The sequence below is a fragment of the Sphingobacterium sp. GW821-FHT03E03 genome, from assembly GCF_059420745.1.
In genome coordinates this window covers 277,602-298,840 of sequence record NZ_JBWKUH010000004.1, presented here as the reverse complement: position 1 = coordinate 298,840, position 21,239 = coordinate 277,602, and the positions used below count along the sequence as shown (strand labels likewise).

The 21,239-nt window shown below is 40.4% G+C and carries 19 protein-coding genes; 12 read left to right on the top strand and 7 right to left on the bottom strand.

Features of this window, described 5'->3' with window-relative positions; translation table 11 throughout:
- Positions 1-65: 65 nt before the first annotated feature.
- From AC07UV_RS07730 to coaA, 5 genes are all read left to right on the top strand, one after another.
- Positions 66-1,121: a patatin-like phospholipase family protein gene (locus AC07UV_RS07730; protein ID WP_223580027.1), complete on the top strand. Its 1,056-nt coding sequence runs from the start codon at positions 66-68 to the stop codon at positions 1,119-1,121.
- A gap of 31 nt (positions 1,122-1,152) precedes the next feature.
- Positions 1,153-2,385, top strand: a complete 1,233-nt coding sequence (locus AC07UV_RS07725) for a nucleoside recognition domain-containing protein (protein ID WP_259178819.1) — start codon at positions 1,153-1,155, stop codon at positions 2,383-2,385.
- A 169-nt stretch (positions 2,386-2,554) separates the two neighbouring features.
- Entirely contained in the window at positions 2,555-2,935 is a 381-nt protein-coding gene (locus AC07UV_RS07720; RefSeq protein ID WP_120257954.1) for a methylglyoxal synthase, read from the top strand.
- Positions 2,936-2,956: 21 nt separating this feature from the next.
- Positions 2,957-3,361 (top strand): OsmC family protein, encoded by a 405-nt coding sequence (locus tag AC07UV_RS07715; RefSeq protein WP_495183247.1) that lies wholly within the window; start codon positions 2,957-2,959, stop codon positions 3,359-3,361.
- 193 nt (positions 3,362-3,554) lie between these two features.
- A complete protein-coding gene (gene coaA, locus AC07UV_RS07710) occupies positions 3,555-4,514 on the top strand; it encodes a type I pantothenate kinase (RefSeq protein WP_495183246.1) in 960 nt (319 codons plus the stop codon).
- On the opposite strand, the gene AC07UV_RS07705 is transcribed toward coaA, so the two are convergent.
- Entirely contained in the window at positions 4,511-5,359 is an 849-nt protein-coding gene (locus tag AC07UV_RS07705; protein ID WP_495183245.1) for a mechanosensitive ion channel family protein, read from the bottom strand. The two genes, coaA and AC07UV_RS07705, sit on opposite strands and share 4 nt — an antisense overlap.
- A 177-nt stretch (positions 5,360-5,536) precedes the next feature.
- Between AC07UV_RS07705 and AC07UV_RS07700 the strand changes: the two genes are divergently transcribed.
- From AC07UV_RS07700 to AC07UV_RS07685, 4 genes are all read left to right on the top strand, one after another.
- Positions 5,537-7,636, top strand: a complete 2,100-nt coding sequence (locus tag AC07UV_RS07700) for a heavy metal translocating P-type ATPase (protein WP_495183244.1) — start codon at positions 5,537-5,539, stop codon at positions 7,634-7,636.
- A gap of 163 nt (positions 7,637-7,799) precedes the next feature.
- The gene (gene gyrA / locus AC07UV_RS07695; RefSeq protein WP_282254887.1) at positions 7,800-10,370 is read left to right on the top strand and encodes a DNA gyrase subunit A; all 2,571 of its coding nucleotides are present in this window, start codon (positions 7,800-7,802) and stop codon (positions 10,368-10,370) included.
- 5 nt (positions 10,371-10,375) lie between these two features.
- Positions 10,376-11,476 carry a tetratricopeptide repeat protein gene (locus AC07UV_RS07690; RefSeq protein WP_282254888.1) on the top strand — a complete coding sequence of 367 codons (1,101 nt, stop codon included), beginning with the start codon at positions 10,376-10,378 and terminating at the stop codon, positions 11,474-11,476.
- A gap of 2 nt (positions 11,477-11,478) precedes the next feature.
- The gene (locus AC07UV_RS07685; RefSeq protein ID WP_282254889.1) at positions 11,479-12,651 is read left to right on the top strand and encodes a tetratricopeptide repeat protein; all 1,173 of its coding nucleotides are present in this window, start codon (positions 11,479-11,481) and stop codon (positions 12,649-12,651) included.
- 126 nt (positions 12,652-12,777) lie between these two features.
- Here AC07UV_RS07685 and AC07UV_RS07680 read toward each other — a convergent pair whose 3' ends face one another.
- Positions 12,778-13,212, bottom strand: a complete 435-nt coding sequence (locus AC07UV_RS07680) for an FKBP-type peptidyl-prolyl cis-trans isomerase (RefSeq protein ID WP_282254890.1) — start codon at positions 13,210-13,212, stop codon at positions 12,778-12,780.
- Positions 13,213-13,440: 228 nt separating this feature from the next.
- Positions 13,441-13,851 carry an OsmC family protein gene (locus AC07UV_RS07675; protein ID WP_495183243.1) on the bottom strand — a complete coding sequence of 137 codons (411 nt, stop codon included), beginning with the start codon at positions 13,849-13,851 and terminating at the stop codon, positions 13,441-13,443.
- Between the two features lie 202 nt (positions 13,852-14,053).
- On the opposite strand from AC07UV_RS07675, the gene AC07UV_RS07670 reads away from it, so the two are divergent.
- Positions 14,054-14,302, top strand: coding sequence for a hypothetical protein (locus AC07UV_RS07670; RefSeq protein WP_495183242.1), 249 nt, complete (start codon positions 14,054-14,056; stop codon positions 14,300-14,302).
- A 53-nt stretch (positions 14,303-14,355) separates the two neighbouring features.
- Positions 14,356-15,540, top strand: coding sequence for an MFS transporter (locus tag AC07UV_RS07665; protein ID WP_495183241.1), 1,185 nt, complete (start codon positions 14,356-14,358; stop codon positions 15,538-15,540).
- A gap of 119 nt (positions 15,541-15,659) precedes the next feature.
- Here the strand turns inward: AC07UV_RS07665 and fabV are convergent, their stop codons facing one another.
- On the bottom strand, positions 15,660-16,862 hold the full coding sequence (gene fabV, locus AC07UV_RS07660; protein ID WP_223580007.1) for an enoyl-ACP reductase FabV: 1,203 nt from the start codon (positions 16,860-16,862) through the stop codon (positions 15,660-15,662).
- Positions 16,863-17,023: 161 nt separating this feature from the next.
- On the opposite strand from fabV, the gene AC07UV_RS07655 reads away from it, so the two are divergent.
- Positions 17,024-17,962 (top strand): DMT family transporter, encoded by a 939-nt coding sequence (locus tag AC07UV_RS07655; RefSeq protein WP_495183240.1) that lies wholly within the window; start codon positions 17,024-17,026, stop codon positions 17,960-17,962.
- A 19-nt stretch (positions 17,963-17,981) separates the two neighbouring features.
- Here AC07UV_RS07655 and AC07UV_RS07650 read toward each other — a convergent pair whose 3' ends face one another.
- From AC07UV_RS07650 to AC07UV_RS07640, 3 genes are all read right to left on the bottom strand, one after another.
- Positions 17,982-19,772, bottom strand: coding sequence for an ABC transporter ATP-binding protein (locus AC07UV_RS07650; protein WP_495183239.1), 1,791 nt, complete (start codon positions 19,770-19,772; stop codon positions 17,982-17,984).
- A 163-nt stretch (positions 19,773-19,935) separates the two neighbouring features.
- Positions 19,936-20,730 (bottom strand): S1/P1 nuclease, encoded by a 795-nt coding sequence (locus AC07UV_RS07645; protein ID WP_208642440.1) that lies wholly within the window; start codon positions 20,728-20,730, stop codon positions 19,936-19,938.
- 22 nt (positions 20,731-20,752) lie between these two features.
- Positions 20,753-21,214 (bottom strand): DUF4268 domain-containing protein, encoded by a 462-nt coding sequence (locus AC07UV_RS07640; protein WP_282254898.1) that lies wholly within the window; start codon positions 21,212-21,214, stop codon positions 20,753-20,755.
- Positions 21,215-21,239 lie beyond the last annotated feature (25 nt).

Here is a 21,239-nt window from a genome sequence, read left to right as displayed (position 1 = left end):
AGGGTACACTAAATTGCAAACATTTTCTATATTTACGTATCTTGAAATAAAAATTGCTTTAGCGTATGAAGAGCATACTTGCCCTTGATGGCGGTGGTATTCGGGGAATTATTCCGGCTATGATACTTGTGGCTTTGGAGGAGAAATTACAGAAAAAAACAATGGATCCCAATGCACGTATCGCCTCCTATTTTGATTTTATTGCCGGTACAAGCAGTGGTGGGATTCTGACAAGCATCCTATTATTCCCGGAAGAGGGAAATCCCACGCACCCAAAGTTTTCAGCACGCGACGCCCTAAACCTATTTGTCAATCACGGGACAGAAATCTTTCACACCTCAAAATGGCGACGTTTTCTGGGCGGATTTGGTCTGGTCAGTGAATTGTATTCCTCAGTTGCCTTATCCAATGTGCTGGACAAATATTTTCAGAATGCACGGCTAAGTCATCTCATCAAGCCATGTATTATCACGGCTTACAATATCGAGCTCCGTAAAAATCATTTTTTCAGACAGCAAAAAGCCATTACACATGGCGAAGCGCGCGATTTTTATCTAAAGGACGTATGTAAGGCAACCTCAGCGGCTCCGACCTTCTTTCCTGTTGCTGAAATATATTCGATATCAAACACCAGATACCCGCTCATAGATGGTGGTGTATTCGCGCAAAACCCCTCGATCTGTGGTTTGCTGGAAGTCCTAAAAGCTTTCAATAGTACACAGATCAATGATGTATTTATGGTATCCTTGGGTACCGGCGTTTCAAAGACAGCATATAATTACGAACACTTCAAGAAAAAACTTGCGATCCAGATTGGCCCCGCCCTAGTCGATATTATGACAAGTGCTTCTTCTGAAAGTACCGAATTTTTTATTAAGCAATTGTTTAGGAACAATGGCAAACAGCAGAATTATATCCGCCTGGAACCGGCAAACCTGTCCAGTATCAATGCTTCCCTAGATGCTGCCTCACCAAATAATATACAGAAACTCATATCCCTATCCGATAAGCTGATCAGCGAACATGAGGATACGCTGGATTATATCATCGAACACCTCATCAAAGAAAAGAATCAGAATAAGAAGAAAAATCCATGGAGCCAGTTGATGGATAAATTCTAAAAGGTTACTTTTACGCATATTTAAATCTATTATGGCATTAAACTACGTTTGGGTTGCATTTTTTTTAATCACATTTGCCGTAGCCCTAGTAAAACTTATCTTCTTCGGAGACACCGAAATTTTCCAACAAATTGTCAACTCGATCTTTGACAGTGCTAAAAACGGAGCCGAAATCTCCTTAGGACTGATCGGAATGATGAGTTTCGCTTTAGGGATCATGAAAATTGGTGAAAAAGGTGGTATGATCAATATCTTCGCAAAAATCGTAGGTCCTTTCTTCCATAAATTATTTCCTGAAGTCCCTAAAAACCACCCTGCTCTTGGATCTATCCTAATGAATTTCTCCGCCAATGCACTTGGCTTGGATAATGCAGCTACCCCTTTGGGACTTAAAGCAATGAAGGAGCTTCAGGAACTCAATCCCAATAAGGACACAGCAACAAATGCACAGATTATGTTTATTGTACTCAATGCATCCAGTCTGACCTTATTGCCGATTTCGATTATGGCTTACCGCAAGGAAGCAGGTGCACCAGATCCTTCGGATGTCTTTCTTCCGATTTTGATTGCAACATTCTTTTCCACCTTGGTCGCATTGATTCTTGTAGCCATCTATCAGAAAATAAATCTATTCAACCGGGTAGTTTTGGGCTATTTAGGTGCCATGTGTTTATTTATAGGTGGATTGCTTTACTATTTTTCAGGTTTACAGCAATCTGAAATTGAAGTCTTCAGCAAGGTATTTGGTAATGTAATCTTGTTTAGTTTATTCACTTCGTTTATAGGATTGGCGCTGTTCCGCAAAGTCAACGTTTACGATTCCTTTATTGAGGGTGCCAAAGAAGGTTTTGAAGTTTCTGTCAAGATTATCCCCTATCTGGTAGCTATGTTGGTCGGTATTGCTGTCTTTAGAGCTTCCGGAACGATGGATTATATGGTTGCTGGGATATCCAAAGGTATTGCTCTATGTGGTTTAGATACGTCTTTTGTAGATGCACTTCCTGTTGCATTTATGAAACCGCTTAGCGGTTCGGGTGCCCGAGGACTAATGGTCGATCTGATGAATGCCAAAGGTCCGATGGATTTTGCTGCCCGCGTTGCCTGTGTGATCCAGGGTTCTACAGAGACAACATTTTATGTACTAGCAGTCTACTTTGGTGCCGTGGGTATAAAACGGACAAGACATGCCCTACCTTGCGCTCTTTTGGCTGAATTGGCTGGTGTGGTAGCGGCGATTATTATCTCCTATATCTTTTTCAAATAGTGTTTATTGTCAGCTATTAGTTGAAAAAACAATAGCAAATAAACACTTAAATGAATTAAACCGGGAGACAAGTAAAGTAGATAAATAATGATCTATGTGTATTCAATCAGTTAAGGATCGCTTCAAAGCATTTGAATGCATAGACAAATGAATAAATAATTAGAGACGAATGAAAAAAACAATCGCACTGATCGCCCATGATGGCAAGAAACCAGAAATGGTTGCCTTTGTCAAAGACCACCAAGATTTGTTGGAACATGCTAATATCATCGCAACGGGAACAACGGGTTCCTATGTGCGGCAAACCGGATTACCTGTGGAGCTAAAATTAAGTGGCCCTATGGGCGGTGATGCACAGATCGCTGCATTGGCCGCTGAAGGTAAAGTGGATGGTATTATCTTCTTCCGTGATCCGCTCGGCAAGCATGCGCATGAACCCGACATTCAGATGTTAATGCGAGTATGCGACCTCTATAATGTTCCATTGGCAACAAATCCTGCTACTGGAAGCTTAATTATCGAAGGATTATTGGAAGATCTCGTTGACTAACAAAAAACTATTTTATTCAAGATGACGGAAAATGAAGTTATTGTCACCATAGGTGAAACTCCCTATACAACAACTGTACAATATGGCAAACACCAGATGATTGTCGATGAACCGGAAGATTTAGGGGGTCAGGATCAAGGGATAAGCCCTACACCGCTTTTACTTTCTTCTTTAGGCACATGTAAAGCTGTCACAGTAAAAATGTATGCTGATCGAAAAAACTGGCCCCTAGAAGAAGTTATGATCCGTCTTTCACACGAAATCCAGACCAGTGAACAGCAGCAGACGACCTATATACAATGTCACATTAGCTTCAAAGGCGATTTGGACGACGAACAAAAAAAGAGGTTATTTAAGATCGCTGAAAAATGTCCGGTGCATAAAATCTTAACTAATCCTATTGTAATAACTTCAAATCATTTGTAATTGTTTCTTGGGATAACGGACAACACTATTTATATTTGTCCGCACAAAAAATCTTCGTATAACAATCCATGCTAGTGAGGCAAAAGGATGCCGAAGGTTCTAATAGGCCTTTGAATCGAGCGGAAAGCGCTCAGTTTTGAAAGAATAAGCAGGAATCAAGAATACATACACGTTCAATAAAAATAGCAAACCGATGCAATTGGATCCACAAATAGCAATAGACTCTCCTTTTAGATCAATAAAACGGGAAGACTGGAAAAATCTAAATGGAAAAATATTGCACAACTTCAGTTCTGAAGATCTTGAAAATCTACATGCACTCAATGAGCCATTGACAAATCAGGAGATCGAAGAAGTTTACGTTCCTTTGAGCCATTTGCTAGAAATCCACATTGACCGTTTCCAAAGCCTTCATCAACGGACAAATCGCTTCTTCGGTAAAGAAGAGAGCAAATTGCCCTATATTATCGGCATTGCCGGATCTGTGGCGGTAGGAAAAAGTACAACAGCAAGAGTATTGCAACGGGTGCTAAGTATGTTGCCCTCCAAACCAAAAGTAGACCTCGTGACAACAGATGGCTTCCTCCACCCCAATCAACAACTGATCGAAAAAGGGATTCTCAACCGCAAAGGATTTCCGGAAAGCTATGATGCCAAACGGTTGATTCATTTCCTCTCTGCCGTCAAGTCTGGAGCCCCTAAGATTACTGTTCCGGTTTATAGCCACTTGGTTTACGATGTCCTGCCAGACGACCAACAGCAGATCATTGAACAACCGGACATCTTGATTGTCGAAGGTATTAATGTATTACAGGTTAACTCACAACGCCCCCGCAAAGGACATAGTGTTTTCGTTTCCGATTTCTTCGATTATTCTATCTATGTACACGCCAGTGAGAAAAACCTCATCGAATGGTATACCAATAGGTTTGAATCCTTGCGCGCGACAGCCTTTCAGAATCCGGCTTCATTTTTCCATAAATATGCGGATATGTCACCTGAGGAGAGTCATGCCATGGCCGTGAACATCTGGAATGAGATCAACAAGCCCAATCTGATCAAGAATATCTTACCGACCCGTTACCGTGCCGATCTTATCCTAGAGAAAGGCGGCCACCACTTTGTCAAGAATGTGAAGGTCAGAAAGATCTAACTGAGCCGTCCCTTAAATTGAAGCACTTCATTCAGGATCTTGCTCTGCACCTGCTGGTGAATCCGATTGCTTGAAGATATGGTGCTGACTTCAACTTTGTATTTCACATAATCTTTGGCCAGGTCAGCTATTTTCACCGAGAAGCCCTGTCCGTGGTCTAAATTGGGATTATTCTGAAATAAAGGCTTAAAATACTGCTCCAACTCCTCCACAGCTGCCGCATGATCAACCGGCAACTCGAATTTCACAACTATTTTATTGGATTTCTGTGAGGTCTTGTTGACCAAAGTCGCGGTAAATACCAGGTTATTCGGAATCATCACAGCATCATCATCCTCGTCCCGGACAACTAGATTGGCCAAGGTAATATCAACAATTTTGCCCTGATACTCCCCGATTTTAATGCGATCACCGACAGAAAACTGATCCGAAAACATAATGATCAGACCCGATATCATATTTGTAATATATTCTCTAAAAATAACGGCAATGGCCATGGCAACGATTGTCATACTGGTGATAAAATCCTTCGGATTGATACCAACAGCAATCATCACACTTACAATAATAAAAAATACATTTCCTACGGTCGCCACGCGTGTGATGCCGAGCACGAAATTACCGCGCACAACCTGATGTTCATTTCTACTATTATAAAGTTTGACCAAAATAAAATGGCCGATCGAGATCAGTACGCTGGCCGTCAGAAAAGTATTCAGTCCGTATGCAATATCCCGTATGCTATCTTTCTGTTTATAAAAAGCTTCAAACTGCACAAATGAAGCCGTCAGCGCAATAAGTAGTATGATCCGTACAATAAAAGAAATTGAAATAGATTTTGTCATTTTTAAACGTTGATGATTTGCAAATAAAAACAAATTTATCGTTTTCTCCACTGTCACCAAAGATTTTTTTGCGGCATGACGGAACTAAAAATGTTGCATAGCTAAACAATTTTACTTTACGTAAAAAGCATTATCAGGAAATACCTATCTTTGCCTAAAGACATTACATGCTATTAAATGAAGGAATCCAACGTGCAAACTGAACTCAACGTCACCGGAATGCATTGTACAAATTGTGCTATTTCAATCCATAAATACCTAGAAGACAACGGCGCTAAGGAGATTTACGTTGATTTCGCTTCAGATGAAGTAAAGTTTTCCGATATTCCGCAGGATCAGATTCCACAGCTTGTTAAAGGCATCGAGTCATTGGGGTACAAAGTTGTCAAAGACAAAGACGCCAGAGTAAGCTTCTGGAAATCAGTTGAATTTAAATTTCTGATCTGTCTGCTCTTTACGATTCCACTCTGGAGTCACATGTTTGTGGATCTCCCCTTGCTTCATGACCCCTATATACAACTGGCTTTATGTGCGCCTGTCTATCTTGTTGGCTGTCTTTACTTTGGCAATAGTGCACTACGCTCGCTATGGAATAAAATGCCTAACATGGATGTGCTTATCTTTGTGGGTTCCACTGCAGCATTTGTCTATAGCGCTATTGGTACGTACTATAATCTGGGGCACGATTATCAATTTTACGAAACCTGTGCAACCATCATTACCTTGGTTTTTATGGGGAATGTACTTGAAAAACGTGCTGTTACCAAAACCACATCTGCGATCAAAGATCTAGTTAAATATCAAGATATTAAGGCGATTAAAATCCTCGACGATCAGGAGATTGAAATTACCGCTAAAGAGATTAAATCCGGAGATATCCTCAAAGTAAATACGGGAAGTCTGATTCCAGCAGATGGTGACATCCTGGATGGACATGGCTGGATAGACGAATCAATGATCACGGGCGAGAGCATGCCCATTGAAAAAACAAAATATGAAGCTGTCATTGGCGGGACACTGCTGACTGCCGGCAATATCAGAATCACGGCAACCAAAGTAGGTTCAAAAAGCGTGTTGTATCAGATCATTCAATTGATCAAAGACGCGCAGAGCAAAAAACCACCTATCCAAAAATTTGGTGATAAAGTAGCGGCCTATTTTGTGCCTATTGTTGTCACAATCGCCTTTTTTACCTTTTTTATTGCTTACTTTATCGCCCAGTTGCCCTTACAGCAAGCCTTGATGAATGCCATTGCGACACTTGTTGTGTCTTGCCCCTGTGCAATGGGCCTGGCTACACCAACAGCAGTGATGGTAGGTCTCGGTCGGGCGGCCAAGCAAGGTATCCTCATCAAGGGTGGAAGCACAATTGAAGAGTTATCCGAACTCAAACAGATGGTTTTTGATAAGACAGGGACACTGACAACGGGCGATTTTAACATCAAGGCCATTCAGACCTTTGGTATCGAGCAATCTCAGGTCGAATCTATTATTGCACAACTGGAAAGCTACTCCAGTCATCCGATTGCCCAATCTATCCGTAAGCAGTTGAAGGAAATAAAGTCCTATCGTATTATTTTCAAGGAAGTCAATGAAATTAAAGGACAAGGAATATTTGCTACGGACACGAATGGGAACAGCTATTCCATCTGTAATGCCAAAATCGGCAAGAAGGATTATTCCAATCGATACGACCTGTCGCTGACGATTAATGAAGTTGTCATTGCAGGTATCGTTTTGGAAGATCAGATCAAGCCCTATGCAAAAGAACTTATTCAGTATCTAAAAGATAAAGGGATCAGACCTATTCTATTAAGTGGTGACAGACAGAGTAAATGTGAACGGGCAGCACAAAAGCTTGGCATAGCTGACGTCTACTGGGAAAAATCGCCCAGCGAAAAACTGGCGATCCTATCTGAGCTCAAAAAGGCTGCTCCTACTGCGATGGTTGGTGATGGCATCAACGATGCTCCTGCCCTTACGGCAGCTGATGTCGGTATTTCTCTCGGTGACGCAACACATGTGGCCATTCAATCTGCGAAAGTAATCCTATTAAACAATGATTTGAAATCAATTGAAAAGCTGCTACAGATAGGGCATCACACCCTCCTGACCATCAAACAAAACCTCTTTTGGGCATTTGCGTATAACATCATTGCGATTCCATTAGCAGCTGTGGGGTTTCTGGGCCCCATGCTCGCAGCGTTGAGTATGGCCTTCTCCGATCTTATTGTGATCGGCAACTCGATCCGCCTACGCTTTAAAAAAATGAAATAAAAACAATACGGCATCAGTACCAAGACAATCCATAAAAGATTGTCTTTTTTATGTATATTAGGCCTCAATTCATTCGCTTTTGAGGTTAAATTTTTGTAACTTCGCATGCGTAGCAAGCCAATTAAAAAGGCTTGCTTACTAGTTTTATTGAAACCAAATTCATATGGCTGAAGAAACAGAAAACGACAACAATCTTGTTCCGGCAAACGACCGGATTATCCCAATCAATATCGAGGATCAGATGAAGTCTGCTTACATTGACTACTCCATGTCTGTCATTGTATCCCGGGCTCTTCCTGATGCACGTGACGGCATGAAGCCTGTACACAGACGTGTACTTTATGGTATGTTGGACTTAGGGGTTACCAGTGGCAAGCCTTATAAAAAGTCTGCCCGTATCGTTGGTGACGTATTAGGTAAATATCACCCACACGGTGATTCTTCCGTTTACGACACCATGGTTCGTATGGCTCAAGATTGGAGTTTACGCTATCCGTTGGTAGACGGTCAAGGTAACTACGGTTCCATTGACGGTGACCCTCCTGCGGCAATGCGTTATACAGAGGCGAGATTAAAAAAGATTGCCGAAGAAATGCTTTCCGATATCAACAAAGATACTGTTGATTTCCAAAATAACTTTGACGACTCCCTACAGGAACCTACCGTATTACCGACCCGTATCCCTAACCTTTTGGTTAATGGAGCTTCTGGTATCGCTGTTGGTATGGCAACGAATATGGCGCCACATAACCTGTCTGAAGTAATTGATGGTACCATTGCCTTCATCGATAACCGCGATATTGAAGTACCTGAATTGATGCAACATATTAAAGGTCCTGATTTTCCAACTGGGGCATTGATCTATGGTTATGCTGGTGTTCAAGATGCTTGTAATACAGGTCGTGGCCGTATCGTCATGCGTGCAAAAGCAGAAATTGAAACAACCAAATCTGGAAAAGAACAAATTATTGTTACCGAAATCCCTTATCAGGTGAATAAGGCCAATATGATTGAACGCACTGCTGATCTGGTTAACGAGAAGAAACTGGAAGGTATTTCTGCTATCCGTGACGAATCTGACCGTACAGGTATGCGTGTCGTTTATGATATTAAACGTGATGCCAATGCGAATGTCGTATTAAATAATTTATTTAAATACACAGCCCTACAAACTTCTTTTTCAGTCAATAACATCGCCTTAGTTAAAGGAAGACCTGTGCTGATGAATCTAAAAGATATGATTCGTGAGTTTGTTGAGCATAGACACGATGTCATCGTCAGACGTACACGTTACGAATTGGCGGAAGCTGAAAAACGTGCTCACATCTTAGAAGGATATCTGATCGCGTTGGATCATTTGGATGAAGTCATTAAATTAATCCGTAACTCCGATACACCTGAAGATGCGCGTCTTGGATTAATGGAGAAATTTGGTTTATCCGATCTTCAGGCACGTGCGATTCTGGATATGACCTTGCGTCGTCTGACAGGACTGGAACGTGATAAGATCAAAGAAGAATATGCTGAATTGATGAAAACAATTGACTATTTGAAATCTATATTGGCAGACGAAGAACTCCGTATGAAGATCATCAAAGATGAGTTGATTGAGATCAAAGAAAAATATGGTGACGAACGTAGATCTCAGATTGTACACTCTGCGGAAGACATGCGCATGGAAGACTTTATTGATGACGAAGAAATCGTGATCACCATCTCCCACAACAGCTATGTAAAACGCACGCCATTATCAGAATATAAACGTCAAGGTCGTGGTGGTCGTGGATCAATCGGAACAAATACACGTGAAGAGGATTTCACAGAGCATATTATTACAGCTTCAGCGCACAACTATATGCTCCTATTTACCGAAGCAGGCCGCTGTTTCTGGTTACGTGCATTTGAGATTCCTGAAGGAAGCCGGACATCGAGAGGCCGTGCACTTCAAAACATCATCAATGTACCGAAGGAAGAGAAAATTAAGGCATTTATCTTAGTGAAGAACCTGAAAGACCAAGAATACTTGGAAAACAACTTCATTATCATGTGTACTAAAAAAGGTACCATCAAGAAAACGTCTTTAGAAGCTTATTCCCGTCCGAGAGCAAATGGTATCAATGCGATCAATATCAACGAAGGTGATCAATTAATCGAAGCTTGTTTAACCACAGGAAGCAGCGAAATTGTGATGGCACTACGCTCAGGAAGAGCAATCCGCTTTAATGAGTCTACCGTTCGTCCAATGGGTCGTACAGCAACAGGAGTTCGCGGTATTACATTGTCTGCCGAAAGTGATGAGGTTATTGGCATGATTAGTGTAAATGATTCAGAAACAACTGTATTGGTGGTTTCGGAGAAAGGCTACGGAAAACGTACCGATATCGAAGACTACCGTGTCACAAATCGTGGTGGTAAGGGAGTCAAAACAATCAATGTAACCGATAAAACAGGTGAATTGGTTGCGATAAAAGGTGTTACAGACGCTGAAGACCTAATGATCATCAATAAGTCTGGTATCGTTATCCGGATTGCTGTAGAAGGATTACGTGTGATGGGCCGTGCAACACAGGGTGTGAGACTCATTAATCTGAAAGACAACGACGAGATTGCTTCCATTACGAAAGTAGATCGTGAAGAAGAATCTGACGAGGAATCTGGGGATATCGAAAATTCAACAGAAGGAGATAACGAAGGATCGGCTTCCGAAGAAAATATAGATTCAAACGAAGAATAAACTGCATGAAAAACTTACTGATATCATTGTTAATATCTGCAAGTAGTTTAACTGTTGCTGCCCAATCAAATTTGAAAGAGGGCAGCAACAGTTTTGCTTTATATACCAAAACTGGTGACTTCAAACATCTCGAAAATGCCAGAAAGTTTGCTGACGCCGCATTTCTAACAAAAAAAGATACGTCTGCTGTCAATAATAACCTTTTAAGGGCTTTGGTATATAGCTCATTGGCGGTTGCAGATTCAACTAGAAAACAGCAGTATAAACTAGACCCGATAGATATATCCATCAAATCGCTAAAATTGTTGGATGCAAAAAAGGCGCGTCGTAATTTTCCTGCAGAGATGGACTATGTTCGTCAAAATCTTGCAGGCGCAATCTCCTATCAGGGCGGTATCGCACTAAAAGATGATAAATTTGATAAAGCATATAAGGCTTACCTTCGAATAGACTCCCTTGGTTTTAAAAATACCGACCTCAAATATAATCTTGCCGTACTTGCCGGAAAAAACAAAGATTATATGAATGCTATTAATTACTATAACGAGCTTATTAAAGCTGAAAATCCCAAGCCTAACTACTTTTTGGAATTGGCACAAATTTATAGCTTAGGAGGTACTAAACAGGATGTCTTAAACGTTCTAGAGAAAGGACATGCTATATTCCCAGAGAATAAGCAAATCCTTTTTAGATTAATAGATGTGTATTCGGCCAATAATTCGTACGATGCAATATTGAATGTTATCGCTGATGCAATTCGTTTGGAACCTGAAAATGTTGAATTAAATTACATTGCCGGTTATTCTTACGAAAATGCGAATGATCTAAAAAAAGCAAAAGAATACTATAATAATGTGTTACGATTAGATCCAAACAATTATGAATCTAATTTGGCATTGGGCTTAATTAATCTCGAAACGCTATTAAAAGATCCGACAAACCAGGATATCCAGGATTTAACGGTCGAATATCTATTAAAAGCAAACGAAATCAAACCCTACGATGTTAATGCCTTAAAAGCCTTAGCAAAATATTATACGCTTATCGATGATGCGTTACAATTAGACAGGGTGAATTTATTATTGAATCAATTAACAGTTAAATAGATATGAATTTAAAATCTCTATTATTATTAGCGGCAATAGGTACTGTATCTACATCAGTTTCTTTCGCTCAAACGGGTAACGTAAAAAAGGCAAAAACTGGTCTTGCTAAATTTCAGGAATTAAAAGATGCTGGTACTGCACAATTAGGCTTACCAAATCTTAAATCAGCAAAAGAAGCTATTGACGCTGCCGTCATCAACGAGAAAACAAAAGATAATGCAGAAGCTTGGACAGTATACGCTTTGGTTAACGCAAACTTATCGACTATCGATAAATCCACTGAGTTGGCAAAATTAGCAGAAGATGGTATTGCCAAAGCAAAACAATTGGATACAGATGGAGCAAACAAAGCAAACATCACCGTAGCTGAGCAAATCCTTGGACAATACAACTTCAATATTGGTGCTGAAGAATACCAGGCACAAAAATACGCCGATTCTTATAGTTCGTTCACCAAAGCATTGACGTACCTTCCTGGAGATACGCTAGTGACTTACTACAGTGGTGTAGCGGCATTGTCCAACAAGGATTATAAAAATGCGATCGAACGTTACAAAGAATTGATCCCTAGAAAAGATTTCTCTTCACATAAAACAATTATGGTTGATTTACCGAAATTGTATTTATCATTGCAAGACACAACTTCTGCTCTTGAGTATGCGAAGAAAGCTGCTGAAGCTTACCCGGATGACAATGCAGCGATGACGCAAAATATCGAATTGAATTTGATCACAGGACACGAGAAAGAGACAATTGATGCTATCACGACACAATTGGCTAAAGATCCATCGAATAAAAGCTTAAACTATTATTTAGGTATCGCACAAGCATCAGCAAAAAATGATGAGGCAGCAGTTGCAGCATACAAAAAAGCGTTGGAAATCGATCCTAACTTCTTTGAAGCCAATACAAATTTAGCGATCACGTTGATGAATAAAATTCGTGAAAAACTAAATGTTGTTAACAACAACAGAAAATTGACACAGGCGCAATATAACACAGAAGTGGACAAGATTAAAGCAGAATTGAAACCTGTATTACCTTACTTGGAGAAGGCTGTTTCTTTGCAACCAAAGAATGTAGATGCTTTAACAAATCTAAAGAACTACTATGTTTTTATGCAAGATGAAGCTAAAACTACTGAAGTCAATGCCAAAATCAAGGAATTAGAATAAATTTTTCCAAAATAAATAGAAAATCCCCAGCGTTTGTTGGGGATTTTTTTATGCTTGAACAGTAATTATTATTTTCGTTTGAGCTTAGCCTCCTTTATTTGGAAATTAGTATTTCCAATCAGTCTATTATAAAATTGCGATCAGTTCAATCTGAAATACCAAAGTGCACTCCCCTCCTTTTCGGGGCATTAGTTCTTCCTTTCCATAAGCTAAATGCGGTGGAAGGTAAACTTGCCAGATTGATCCAACAGGCATCATACACATGGCCTCCTGCCAACCACGGATAAGTTCATTGATATAAAATGTTTCTGGCCGTTTATGCCTATAGGAGCTGTCAAATACCGTTCCGTCCAATAGCTCACCCTTATAATGACAGATTACTTTTGAGGTCTTCACCGGAATTTTACCGGCACCTTCCGTCAATATTTTATATTGTAAACCCGATGGACAGACTGTTACACCTTCCTGCGTAGCATTCTCTTTTAGAAATGTGATTCCTTCCTCCCTATTCTTTTCCAATAACGCTGTCGCGTTTAGCTTATTTTTCTTTCTCTGTACCAAAGTAATATCGTTTAAATGCTAAAGTGGTGATCAGCGCTGCACATACAGCCACAGTATTTGCGATAGATTTGCTCGATTGCGGAACGCAACATACTGACCAAGGGTCAAAGTAACGGCTTTTTATCTTTTTAAAGAAAAAATGCAGCGATTTTTAGGGAAGCCTAAAACGTCTCTGCATTCATATCGTAGATCTACACCGATCTACACCTATTTTTATATTCCAAACTGCTATACCAAGGCAGCATGTAACGTTTTTTCAAAGCTAAATGCTTTGCTGACTGGGCAATTATCCTTTGCTTTCTGAGCAAGCGCCTGAAATTCCGCATCGTCAATGGAAGGTACTTTTGCGGTCAGTTCCAACTCAGAACGCACGATTGCACCATTTTCAAATACAATGGTTGATACCGTTTTGAGTTCATCGGGTACAAAACCAGCTTCTGTTAAAAATGCGCTCAGCTGCATCGTAAAACATCCGGCATGGGCTGCGGCCAATAGCTCTTCCGGGTTGGTGCCAATACCATTCTCAAACCGTGTTGAAAACGAATATTGTGCCTGATCCAATACCGTACTATCTGTGGTCAGATTTCCCTTACCTTCTTTTAGACTCCCATTCCATTGGGCTGTTGCTTTTCTTCTCATGATTATTTCTTTATTGTTATATATTATTATCCTTCGATACTACCTTTATTTTCAAAGATTTGCTGGAAATAACACTCCAGATCCATTTAAGAACGATCTATATATACAACAAACCTGCCTATAAAAAGTTGTATTTTATTGTATAAAATCATGTCGCACTTCTGAAGAATGTCTCGTTATTCACTACAATAAAACTAAACTCATGAATAAATTAACGTATCTCCTCATCTTAGTAGCATTCACTTCTTGTAAAACTCGTCATAACACGCAACAGGCCTTAATTCAAGATTGTCCCGAAGAAAAAATTGTCAATAAGATCCCCGGACCGCCAGTAAAAGGAGAATCTGAAAAAATCTACTATATCTATCAAGGCAAAAAAGTATCACCTAAACAATTCGATCAGGAATGGCTTGAAAAAAATTGTGAGATTAAGGAGACAGTCGTCTACTAATTTTATTTCTAAAAACAAGCCTAAACACGTACTTTTGCCTAAAATTTTTTAAAATGACAGTTTCTCTTCGGGAGGTCAATAAAAAGATTTTAGGCTATGTTTCTTTAACTTTTCTCGGTTATTTCACAATTGGCTTATCACTTGCGACCTTACCCATTTTTATTCATCAAATTTTAGGGTTTAATACAATTATCGCCGGATTGGTCATCAGTGTCCAATATATTGCGACCTTTTTATTACGGGGTTATGCCGGAAAAATAGTGGATACCAAAGGCCCCAAGGTATCGGTCCTGCGCAGTGTGCTCTTTTTTGCGCTTTCGGGGATCTTACTCCTATTCGTCTTTTTATTCAAATCGCAGCCTTTCATAAGCCTTGGTTTATTGCTGATCACAAGGTTATTCACAGGCATTGGCGAGGGACTGGTCGGCGCCAGTCCGATCAATTGGGCGCTATTGGAGCTAGGCGATGAACATGCTGCCAAAGCCATCTCCTTTAATGGTATTGCGAGTTATGGCGCACTTGCCCTCGGAGCACCATTGGGAGTATTGATGGTTGACCATATCAGTTATGAATCATTGGGACTGCTGACCTGTGCCATTGGTATCTTGGGCTATCTTTATAGCAAATCAAAAACTCCCTTTCGGGTGATCGCCAAGAAGACTAGCACTGTCAGTTTCAAGCGTGTACTTTTGACTGTCGCTCCATTTGGAACCTGTCTGGCGCTGGGTGGTCTCGGTTTTGGGAGTATATCGACCTTCATGACGCTGTATTATGAGCATTTTAACTGGCAGAATGGTGCCGCCTGCTTGACCGTTTTTGGTATTTTCTTTATCCTGACAAGGCTTGTGTTCAATAAGGTCATTGATCAATATGGAGGTTTGAAAGTCGCTTTGGTCAGTCTTTTTATAGAATCATTAGGCTTAATGGTTATTGCCCTCGCCCTCCATCCCCTTTGGACACTTGTTGGAGCAGCATTGACAGGGCTCGGCTTTTCACTTGTTTTTCCTGCCCTTGGTGTGGAGGCGATCAAAAAGGTCGATCAAAGCCAACAGGGTTCGGCATTGGCTGCCTACGGATTATTTATTGATATTTCTCTGGGGATTACAGGCCCATTGATCGGTTTTGTCGCCAACAATGTTGGTATGACTGGGATCTACCCCTTCAGCGCCATTATCGTGTCTATTGGTTTTGCAGTCGTGGGCAATTTATTATATAATCAGAGACCGAAGCTTGCCTGATACCCGGTCTGCGCATGGTAGATTTTTAAAAAGCTACAGGGGATATACAAATAGAAGAAACGAAAAAAGGCTAACCCAATGGTTAGCCTTTTTTATATTACTTGTATCGCTAGCTTATATTAGTTTTCAATGCTCGGTACAGCAACAACCTCATTGGTATCAGCGTTGTAATCTATACCATCAAAGTTAAAACCAAATAAGTTGAAAAACTCATTGCGGTAACCTTCGATATCGGAGATCTCAGTCAAATTTTCTGTATTCGCTTTCTCCCATAATGCTGCTACTTCAGCCTGAACATCTGCACGCATCTCAAGGTCGTCAACACGGATTCTGCCTTTATCGTCAAGCAATACTTTGCCATCAGCAGTATAAAGACGCTCTGCAAATAAACGTTGCATTTGTTCAATCGTACCTTCGTGGATTCCTTTTTCTTTCATCACCTTGTATAATAAGGAAATGTACAAAGGTACCACTGGGATCGCTGAACTAGACTGTGTTACTAAAGCTTTGTTTACAGAAACATAAGCTACCCCATGAAGATCACTTAAGATCGCATTGATTGCAGGTACAGTACCTTCCAAATCATCTTTCGCACGACCAATCGTTCCATTGCGGTAGATCGGATAAGTCAATTCTGGACCGATATACGAATAAGCAACTGTCTTTGCACCTTCAGCTAAAAGGCCTGCAGCTTTAAGATCTTCGATCCAAAATTTCCAGTCTTCCCCACCCATTACGGCAACTGTATTGGCAATATCTTCACTATTTTCTACGGGTTGAATCGTAATATCCGAAACAACACCCGTATGGAAGTCGACCGTTTTATCGGTAAAAGGTTCCTGTATAGGTTTTAAAACAGAAGCGTGTGCAACACCTGTTTTCGGGTGCGTACGACGCGGAGATGCCAAACTGTAAACCACTAAATCTACTTGACCCAGATCCTTTTTGATTAATTCAATGGTCTGTTTTTTGATATCGTCCGAAAAAGCATCACCATTGATACTTTTGGCATATAATCCAGCTTCGTGGGCTTCTTTTTCGAAAGCCGCAGAATTGTACCAACCAGCGGTACCTGGCTTACCTTCTGCCGCAGGTTTTTCAAAAAATACACCGATTGTAGCAGCTCCAGAACCAAACGCTGCAGAAATCCGGGATGCAATACCAAATCCTGTTGAAGCACCGATCACCAACACTTTCTTTGGACCATTCGCGATCTCACCCTTCGATTTCACGTATTCAATTTGATTTTTAATGTTTTGCGCAGCCCCTTGTGGATGCGAGGTTAAACAAATAAAACCTCTAGTTCTTGGTTGTATAATCATCTTGATGAATTTTCTTACTACTTGTTTTATTGATTAGGCAAAATAAGGAATTTTAAATGAGAAAATCGCCATAAAAATCAATTACTTTTTGTTTCATTTCCAATTAAACGCGCATTTGCTTACTTTCACTGTATTAAATTGACAGTACATTCTTTTTATTTATGCCATTCCAATTTACAATAAAAAACAATAAAAATACGGCACTTTTTTTAGGAATAGTTGCCGCATTATTTTTCGCCAGCACCTTCGTCTTAAACCGCGTTATGGCAGTTTCGGGTGGAAGCTGGCAATGGACAGCATCCTTACGTTTCATCTGGATGCTTCCCATCTTGTTTGTTATCGTATTCATTAGAGGTAATTTAGCGCCTCTCTTTGAGGCCATCAAATCCAACATACCGCAGTGGTTGCTATGGAGTACAATAGGTTTTGGTGTATTTTATGCCACCCTTACCTTTGGTGCTAGTTTTGGCCCCTCATGGTTGGTCGCCAGTACCTTTGAATTCACCATTATCGCAGGTATGTTTATCGGGCCCTTACTGGAAAAGAAAGAGAATCGAAGCGGAATTTCCAAAGCCTCACTCCTGTTCTCGATCACTATTTTTTTGGGAATTGTCCTCATGCAAATCTCAGAAGCACGTGCAAGCTCCATAAAGTCCATGTTATTGGGAACCATCCCTGTATTGATCGGGGCCATTGCCTACCCTTTGGGAAACCGCAAGATGATGCAAATAGCGGAAAATAAATTGGATGCCTTCCAACGAACACTGGGCATGACATTATGCAGCATGCCCTTTTGGATTCTGCTCAGCATCTTTGGCTATATGAACAGTGGGCTCCCAACCGAGAGTCAGTTGCTGCAGACCTTCATGGTTGCCATTTTTTCTGGAATAATCGCCACCCTCCTATTCTTTACAGCAACAGATCTGGTCCGCACCGACCACAAAGCCCTCGCGGCGATTGAAGCAACGCAAGCCATGGAAGTAATCTTTACACTATTGGGCGAAATAATACTATTACAAGCGGCCTTTCCAAATAGTTATTCCTGTGTGGGAATTGCCCTCGTTGTCATTGGAATGATACTCCATAGTCGTGCAAATTAAGGTCCGAAAGCGTAAGATATCAATTTTCATCAGCCTGTAAGGTCTTGCTGATCTTGCTTAAATTAAGGCTATTGGCCATAGCTGAAAAAATTTCGTAGTAGGTTCCTTTCTGTATATAAAGTTCCTCATGTTGTCCCTGCTCAACAACATGGCCTTTCTCCATCACGACAATTGCATTTGAATCAATAATCTGGGAGATGCTGTGCGATACAATAATTACCGTACGATCTTTCTTGATCGCATCAAGGCTATTTTTAATCTGCTCCGTAGCAATGGCATCCAGATTCGCTGTGGGCTCATCCAGAAAAATAATAGGCGGATTTTTCAGAAACAACCGTGCAATCGCAATACGCTGTTGCTGTCCACCAGAAAGCAATTGCGCATCAGAATCGTAGCCTTTTGGCAACTCCATAATCTGTTGATGGATATAGGCTTTTTTAGCTGCTTCCACGATTTCTTCCCGTGAACTCCCCATCTTGCCATATTCAATATTTTCAAATATTGTCCCTTTAAAAATATGATTACGCTGCAACACCATACCGATATGCTGCCGGAGGAATGCAGTATCATAATCTGCCAAATCTACACCATCCAATAAGATCTGCCCACCTGTCGGTTCATAGAATTTATCCAACAAGTTGATAATTGTACTTTTCCCCGCACCACTTAGTCCGACTAAAGCTGTAATTTCATTGGGTTTAATAGCAAAGCTGACATCTTTTAGTGCCTGTGTACCATTGGGATACTCAAAGAAAACCTGACACAATTCCAAATGACCGTGGATTTTCTCCGGCCGATACGTTCCTTTTGATTCAATCTGATCATCCGATTCCAGGATCTCAAAAAAAGACTCCGAATAGATCAGGGCATCGTTGACCTCATCATAAATGCGATGCAATTGGCGAATCGGTGCCGAGACGTTGTTGAACAGCATGATATGGAACATAATGGCTCCAATTGTAATTTGTCCAGATAGCACCAAATAGGCCGTCAATACAATAATGATAACGACTGCAATCTGTTCCACAAAATTCTTTATGCTATCGTAAAAGAAACTCGTCTTTCGGGTTTCCATTTGATTTTCGGTCATCTCAAATTGAATCTTCTCATGTCGTTTTGCTTCTTCAGGCTCCCGAACAAAAGATTTGATCACGAGTATTGATTCAATAAGACTGATAATTCGATTATTTTTAGATTCACGGTAATTACGCATCTGTCGCCTAAATCCTGTCAGTTTTGAGGCTTGGGTCTGACTAATGTAAAGGTATAATGGAATGACTGCGACACCCACCAGGCCTACGTATACATTGGCATAGAACATACAAGCCAATGCGATGATTGCATTGGCAAATAAAGGCAAAATATCAATAAAGAAGTTTTGCACCAAACGTGTAAGTGAGCTGATTCCAGCATCTATACGTGTGGCTAACTTTCCACTTTCATTATCTGCAGAAGTATAAAAGGCAAGTTTATAAGTCAAAATGCGGCTCACAATAGCCTGTGAAAAATCACGTGCAATATAAATCCGAAGTTTTTCCCCATAGAATTTTTGACCAAACTGCACCAGCGCATAGATAATTTCCTTCAGCAACAATACCGCACTGATGATCCCGACAATATACAGCCCCTTAGACAATGGTTCCTTGGCCACCATCATTGCATTAATGGTATCTACTGTATACCGTAAAATAAATGCGTTAATTTGAGCAGCAAATGACCCTACCACGGTCAAAAGTAAAGTATAAACAATCAGCTTGCGATAAGGGCGGGCAAAGGGAACAATTTTTTTAAACAGCTGTGGAATAGTCATGGAGAAAGATTATGATAAGTATGGAACAAGTAAGCAGCATGCTTTGTTTAAAAGTAAATAGAAAATCATATAAATCCTATACAGCAAAACTGAAATACCAGAGCAAAAAAAAGTCGTACCATAAACAATGATACGACTTCAATATACTGTGCTTTAAATGTGCTTATCCAAAAATCCGGTTCAGCACCTTAGCCAGACGCAGACCACCTTTGAGTAAACATTGCTCCATGGTGTCTTTATTTTGATAAACGTAGGAATAAGACAGGTTGGCATTGTTGGCTACATCAGCATAAATCTTTTCTGCAAGCTGATTTGACTCATACAACCAATTGGACAATTCACCAGCGGCCAATTGTTCGTTTTCCTTTTTACCATTGATATCCAATACTGTTGCGTACTCTGTATAACTATATTTCTCATTATCCACCAAATCGCTGTCCCAAACGCGGTGAATGTTCGATTTTTTTCCAAACCAGCTCACTTCGATCTTATTTCCACCCTGATCTTCTGCTCGGCTGACATGCATAGGTTGATGCGCATCCCCCAAGATATGGATCAAGAAATAAAGATTCTGTTGCTGTTGATCCAGCGAAATATTTTTATCTGCAAAAGATTGCTCGATACGGATTGCTGTTTTGTATAAATTTTCATCAGCCGAATTTTCAAGTCCCAGTTGAAACTCTGCCCAAGGTAAATTTGAATTTAAATTTATAAAATGAGAATTACCTAATTTCTTAAATTCTGGGTTAGGATCCGACTTGATAAAGTCGCCCCAATTTGCCCAATATGCCAACTTTTGCTGTCCAATGATTTTTCCAATATTCTTTTTTGCTTTCTTGTTCAAATGACGCTCAGCGATCTCAGCGACGACACGATGCCCAATGGTTCCCCAGGCAAATACCGATGAAAGTTGAAAACACAAAGCCACAGCCAGCAAACCCTTAATCATTTTTTTCATTGTTGTATCTATTTAATTGTAATTATTTAAAAATATCGAACGCATATTTTGCGGAAGACCAAAACTCGTCAAGTGCAATCATCCGTGGTTTAAAGAACGTGATCAGCTCCCCCCACTCTATTTCCTTAAAAATACTATGGCCTTCCAGTGTCTTGTAGATCTGACAAATCGGCTTGCCATATTCGTCATAGCCATCCATATCCCATTCCCATTCTTCTCCCAAAATATCATGAAGCAGATTTTTGTACTGCAGAAATTGCTCTGCCATCAACGCACGGATTCCAGCATCAGTATGTGACCAGGTTATCGCAATTTTGGCAGCTTTCTTGTCGGCATCCATTTTAAAATACAGCTGTTTGACCCCTGTTTTATAGTTAACCCAATTTACTTTTTCACCGTCAGCAGATGCATGCAGGGACATGAATTGCCCAAACTTGGTCCAGAACAGCTGTTTTAATTGTTTTACCTCTTCTCTAGAATACACAAATACTATTTTTAAGTCACAAAAT

What these genes read in the sequence shown, in the direction of transcription:
- AC07UV_RS07730 (WP_223580027.1), top strand. Translation starts at nt 66, where the DNA reads ATGAAGAGCATACTTGCCCTTGATGGCGGTGGTATTCGGGGAATTATT.
- AC07UV_RS07725 (WP_259178819.1), top strand. Translation starts at nt 1,153, where the DNA reads ATGGCATTAAACTACGTTTGGGTTGCATTTTTTTTAATCACATTTGCC.
- AC07UV_RS07720 (WP_120257954.1), top strand. Translation starts at nt 2,555, where the DNA reads ATGAAAAAAACAATCGCACTGATCGCCCATGATGGCAAGAAACCAGAA.
- AC07UV_RS07715 (WP_495183247.1), top strand. Translation starts at nt 2,957, where the DNA reads ATGACGGAAAATGAAGTTATTGTCACCATAGGTGAAACTCCCTATACA.
- coaA (WP_495183246.1), top strand. Translation starts at nt 3,555, where the DNA reads ATGCAATTGGATCCACAAATAGCAATAGACTCTCCTTTTAGATCAATA.
- AC07UV_RS07705 (WP_495183245.1), bottom strand. Translation starts at nt 5,359, where the DNA reads ATGACAAAATCTATTTCAATTTCTTTTATTGTACGGATCATACTACTT.
- AC07UV_RS07700 (WP_495183244.1), top strand. Translation starts at nt 5,537, where the DNA reads ATGAAGGAATCCAACGTGCAAACTGAACTCAACGTCACCGGAATGCAT.
- gyrA (WP_282254887.1), top strand. Translation starts at nt 7,800, where the DNA reads ATGGCTGAAGAAACAGAAAACGACAACAATCTTGTTCCGGCAAACGAC.
- AC07UV_RS07690 (WP_282254888.1), top strand. Translation starts at nt 10,376, where the DNA reads ATGAAAAACTTACTGATATCATTGTTAATATCTGCAAGTAGTTTAACT.
- AC07UV_RS07685 (WP_282254889.1), top strand. Translation starts at nt 11,479, where the DNA reads ATGAATTTAAAATCTCTATTATTATTAGCGGCAATAGGTACTGTATCT.
- AC07UV_RS07675 (WP_495183243.1), bottom strand. Translation starts at nt 13,851, where the DNA reads ATGAGAAGAAAAGCAACAGCCCAATGGAATGGGAGTCTAAAAGAAGGT.
- AC07UV_RS07670 (WP_495183242.1), top strand. Translation starts at nt 14,054, where the DNA reads ATGAATAAATTAACGTATCTCCTCATCTTAGTAGCATTCACTTCTTGT.
- AC07UV_RS07665 (WP_495183241.1), top strand. Translation starts at nt 14,356, where the DNA reads ATGACAGTTTCTCTTCGGGAGGTCAATAAAAAGATTTTAGGCTATGTT.
- fabV (WP_223580007.1), bottom strand. Translation starts at nt 16,862, where the DNA reads ATGATTATACAACCAAGAACTAGAGGTTTTATTTGTTTAACCTCGCAT.
- AC07UV_RS07655 (WP_495183240.1), top strand. Translation starts at nt 17,024, where the DNA reads ATGCCATTCCAATTTACAATAAAAAACAATAAAAATACGGCACTTTTT.
- AC07UV_RS07650 (WP_495183239.1), bottom strand. Translation starts at nt 19,772, where the DNA reads ATGACTATTCCACAGCTGTTTAAAAAAATTGTTCCCTTTGCCCGCCCT.
- AC07UV_RS07645 (WP_208642440.1), bottom strand. Translation starts at nt 20,730, where the DNA reads ATGAAAAAAATGATTAAGGGTTTGCTGGCTGTGGCTTTGTGTTTTCAA.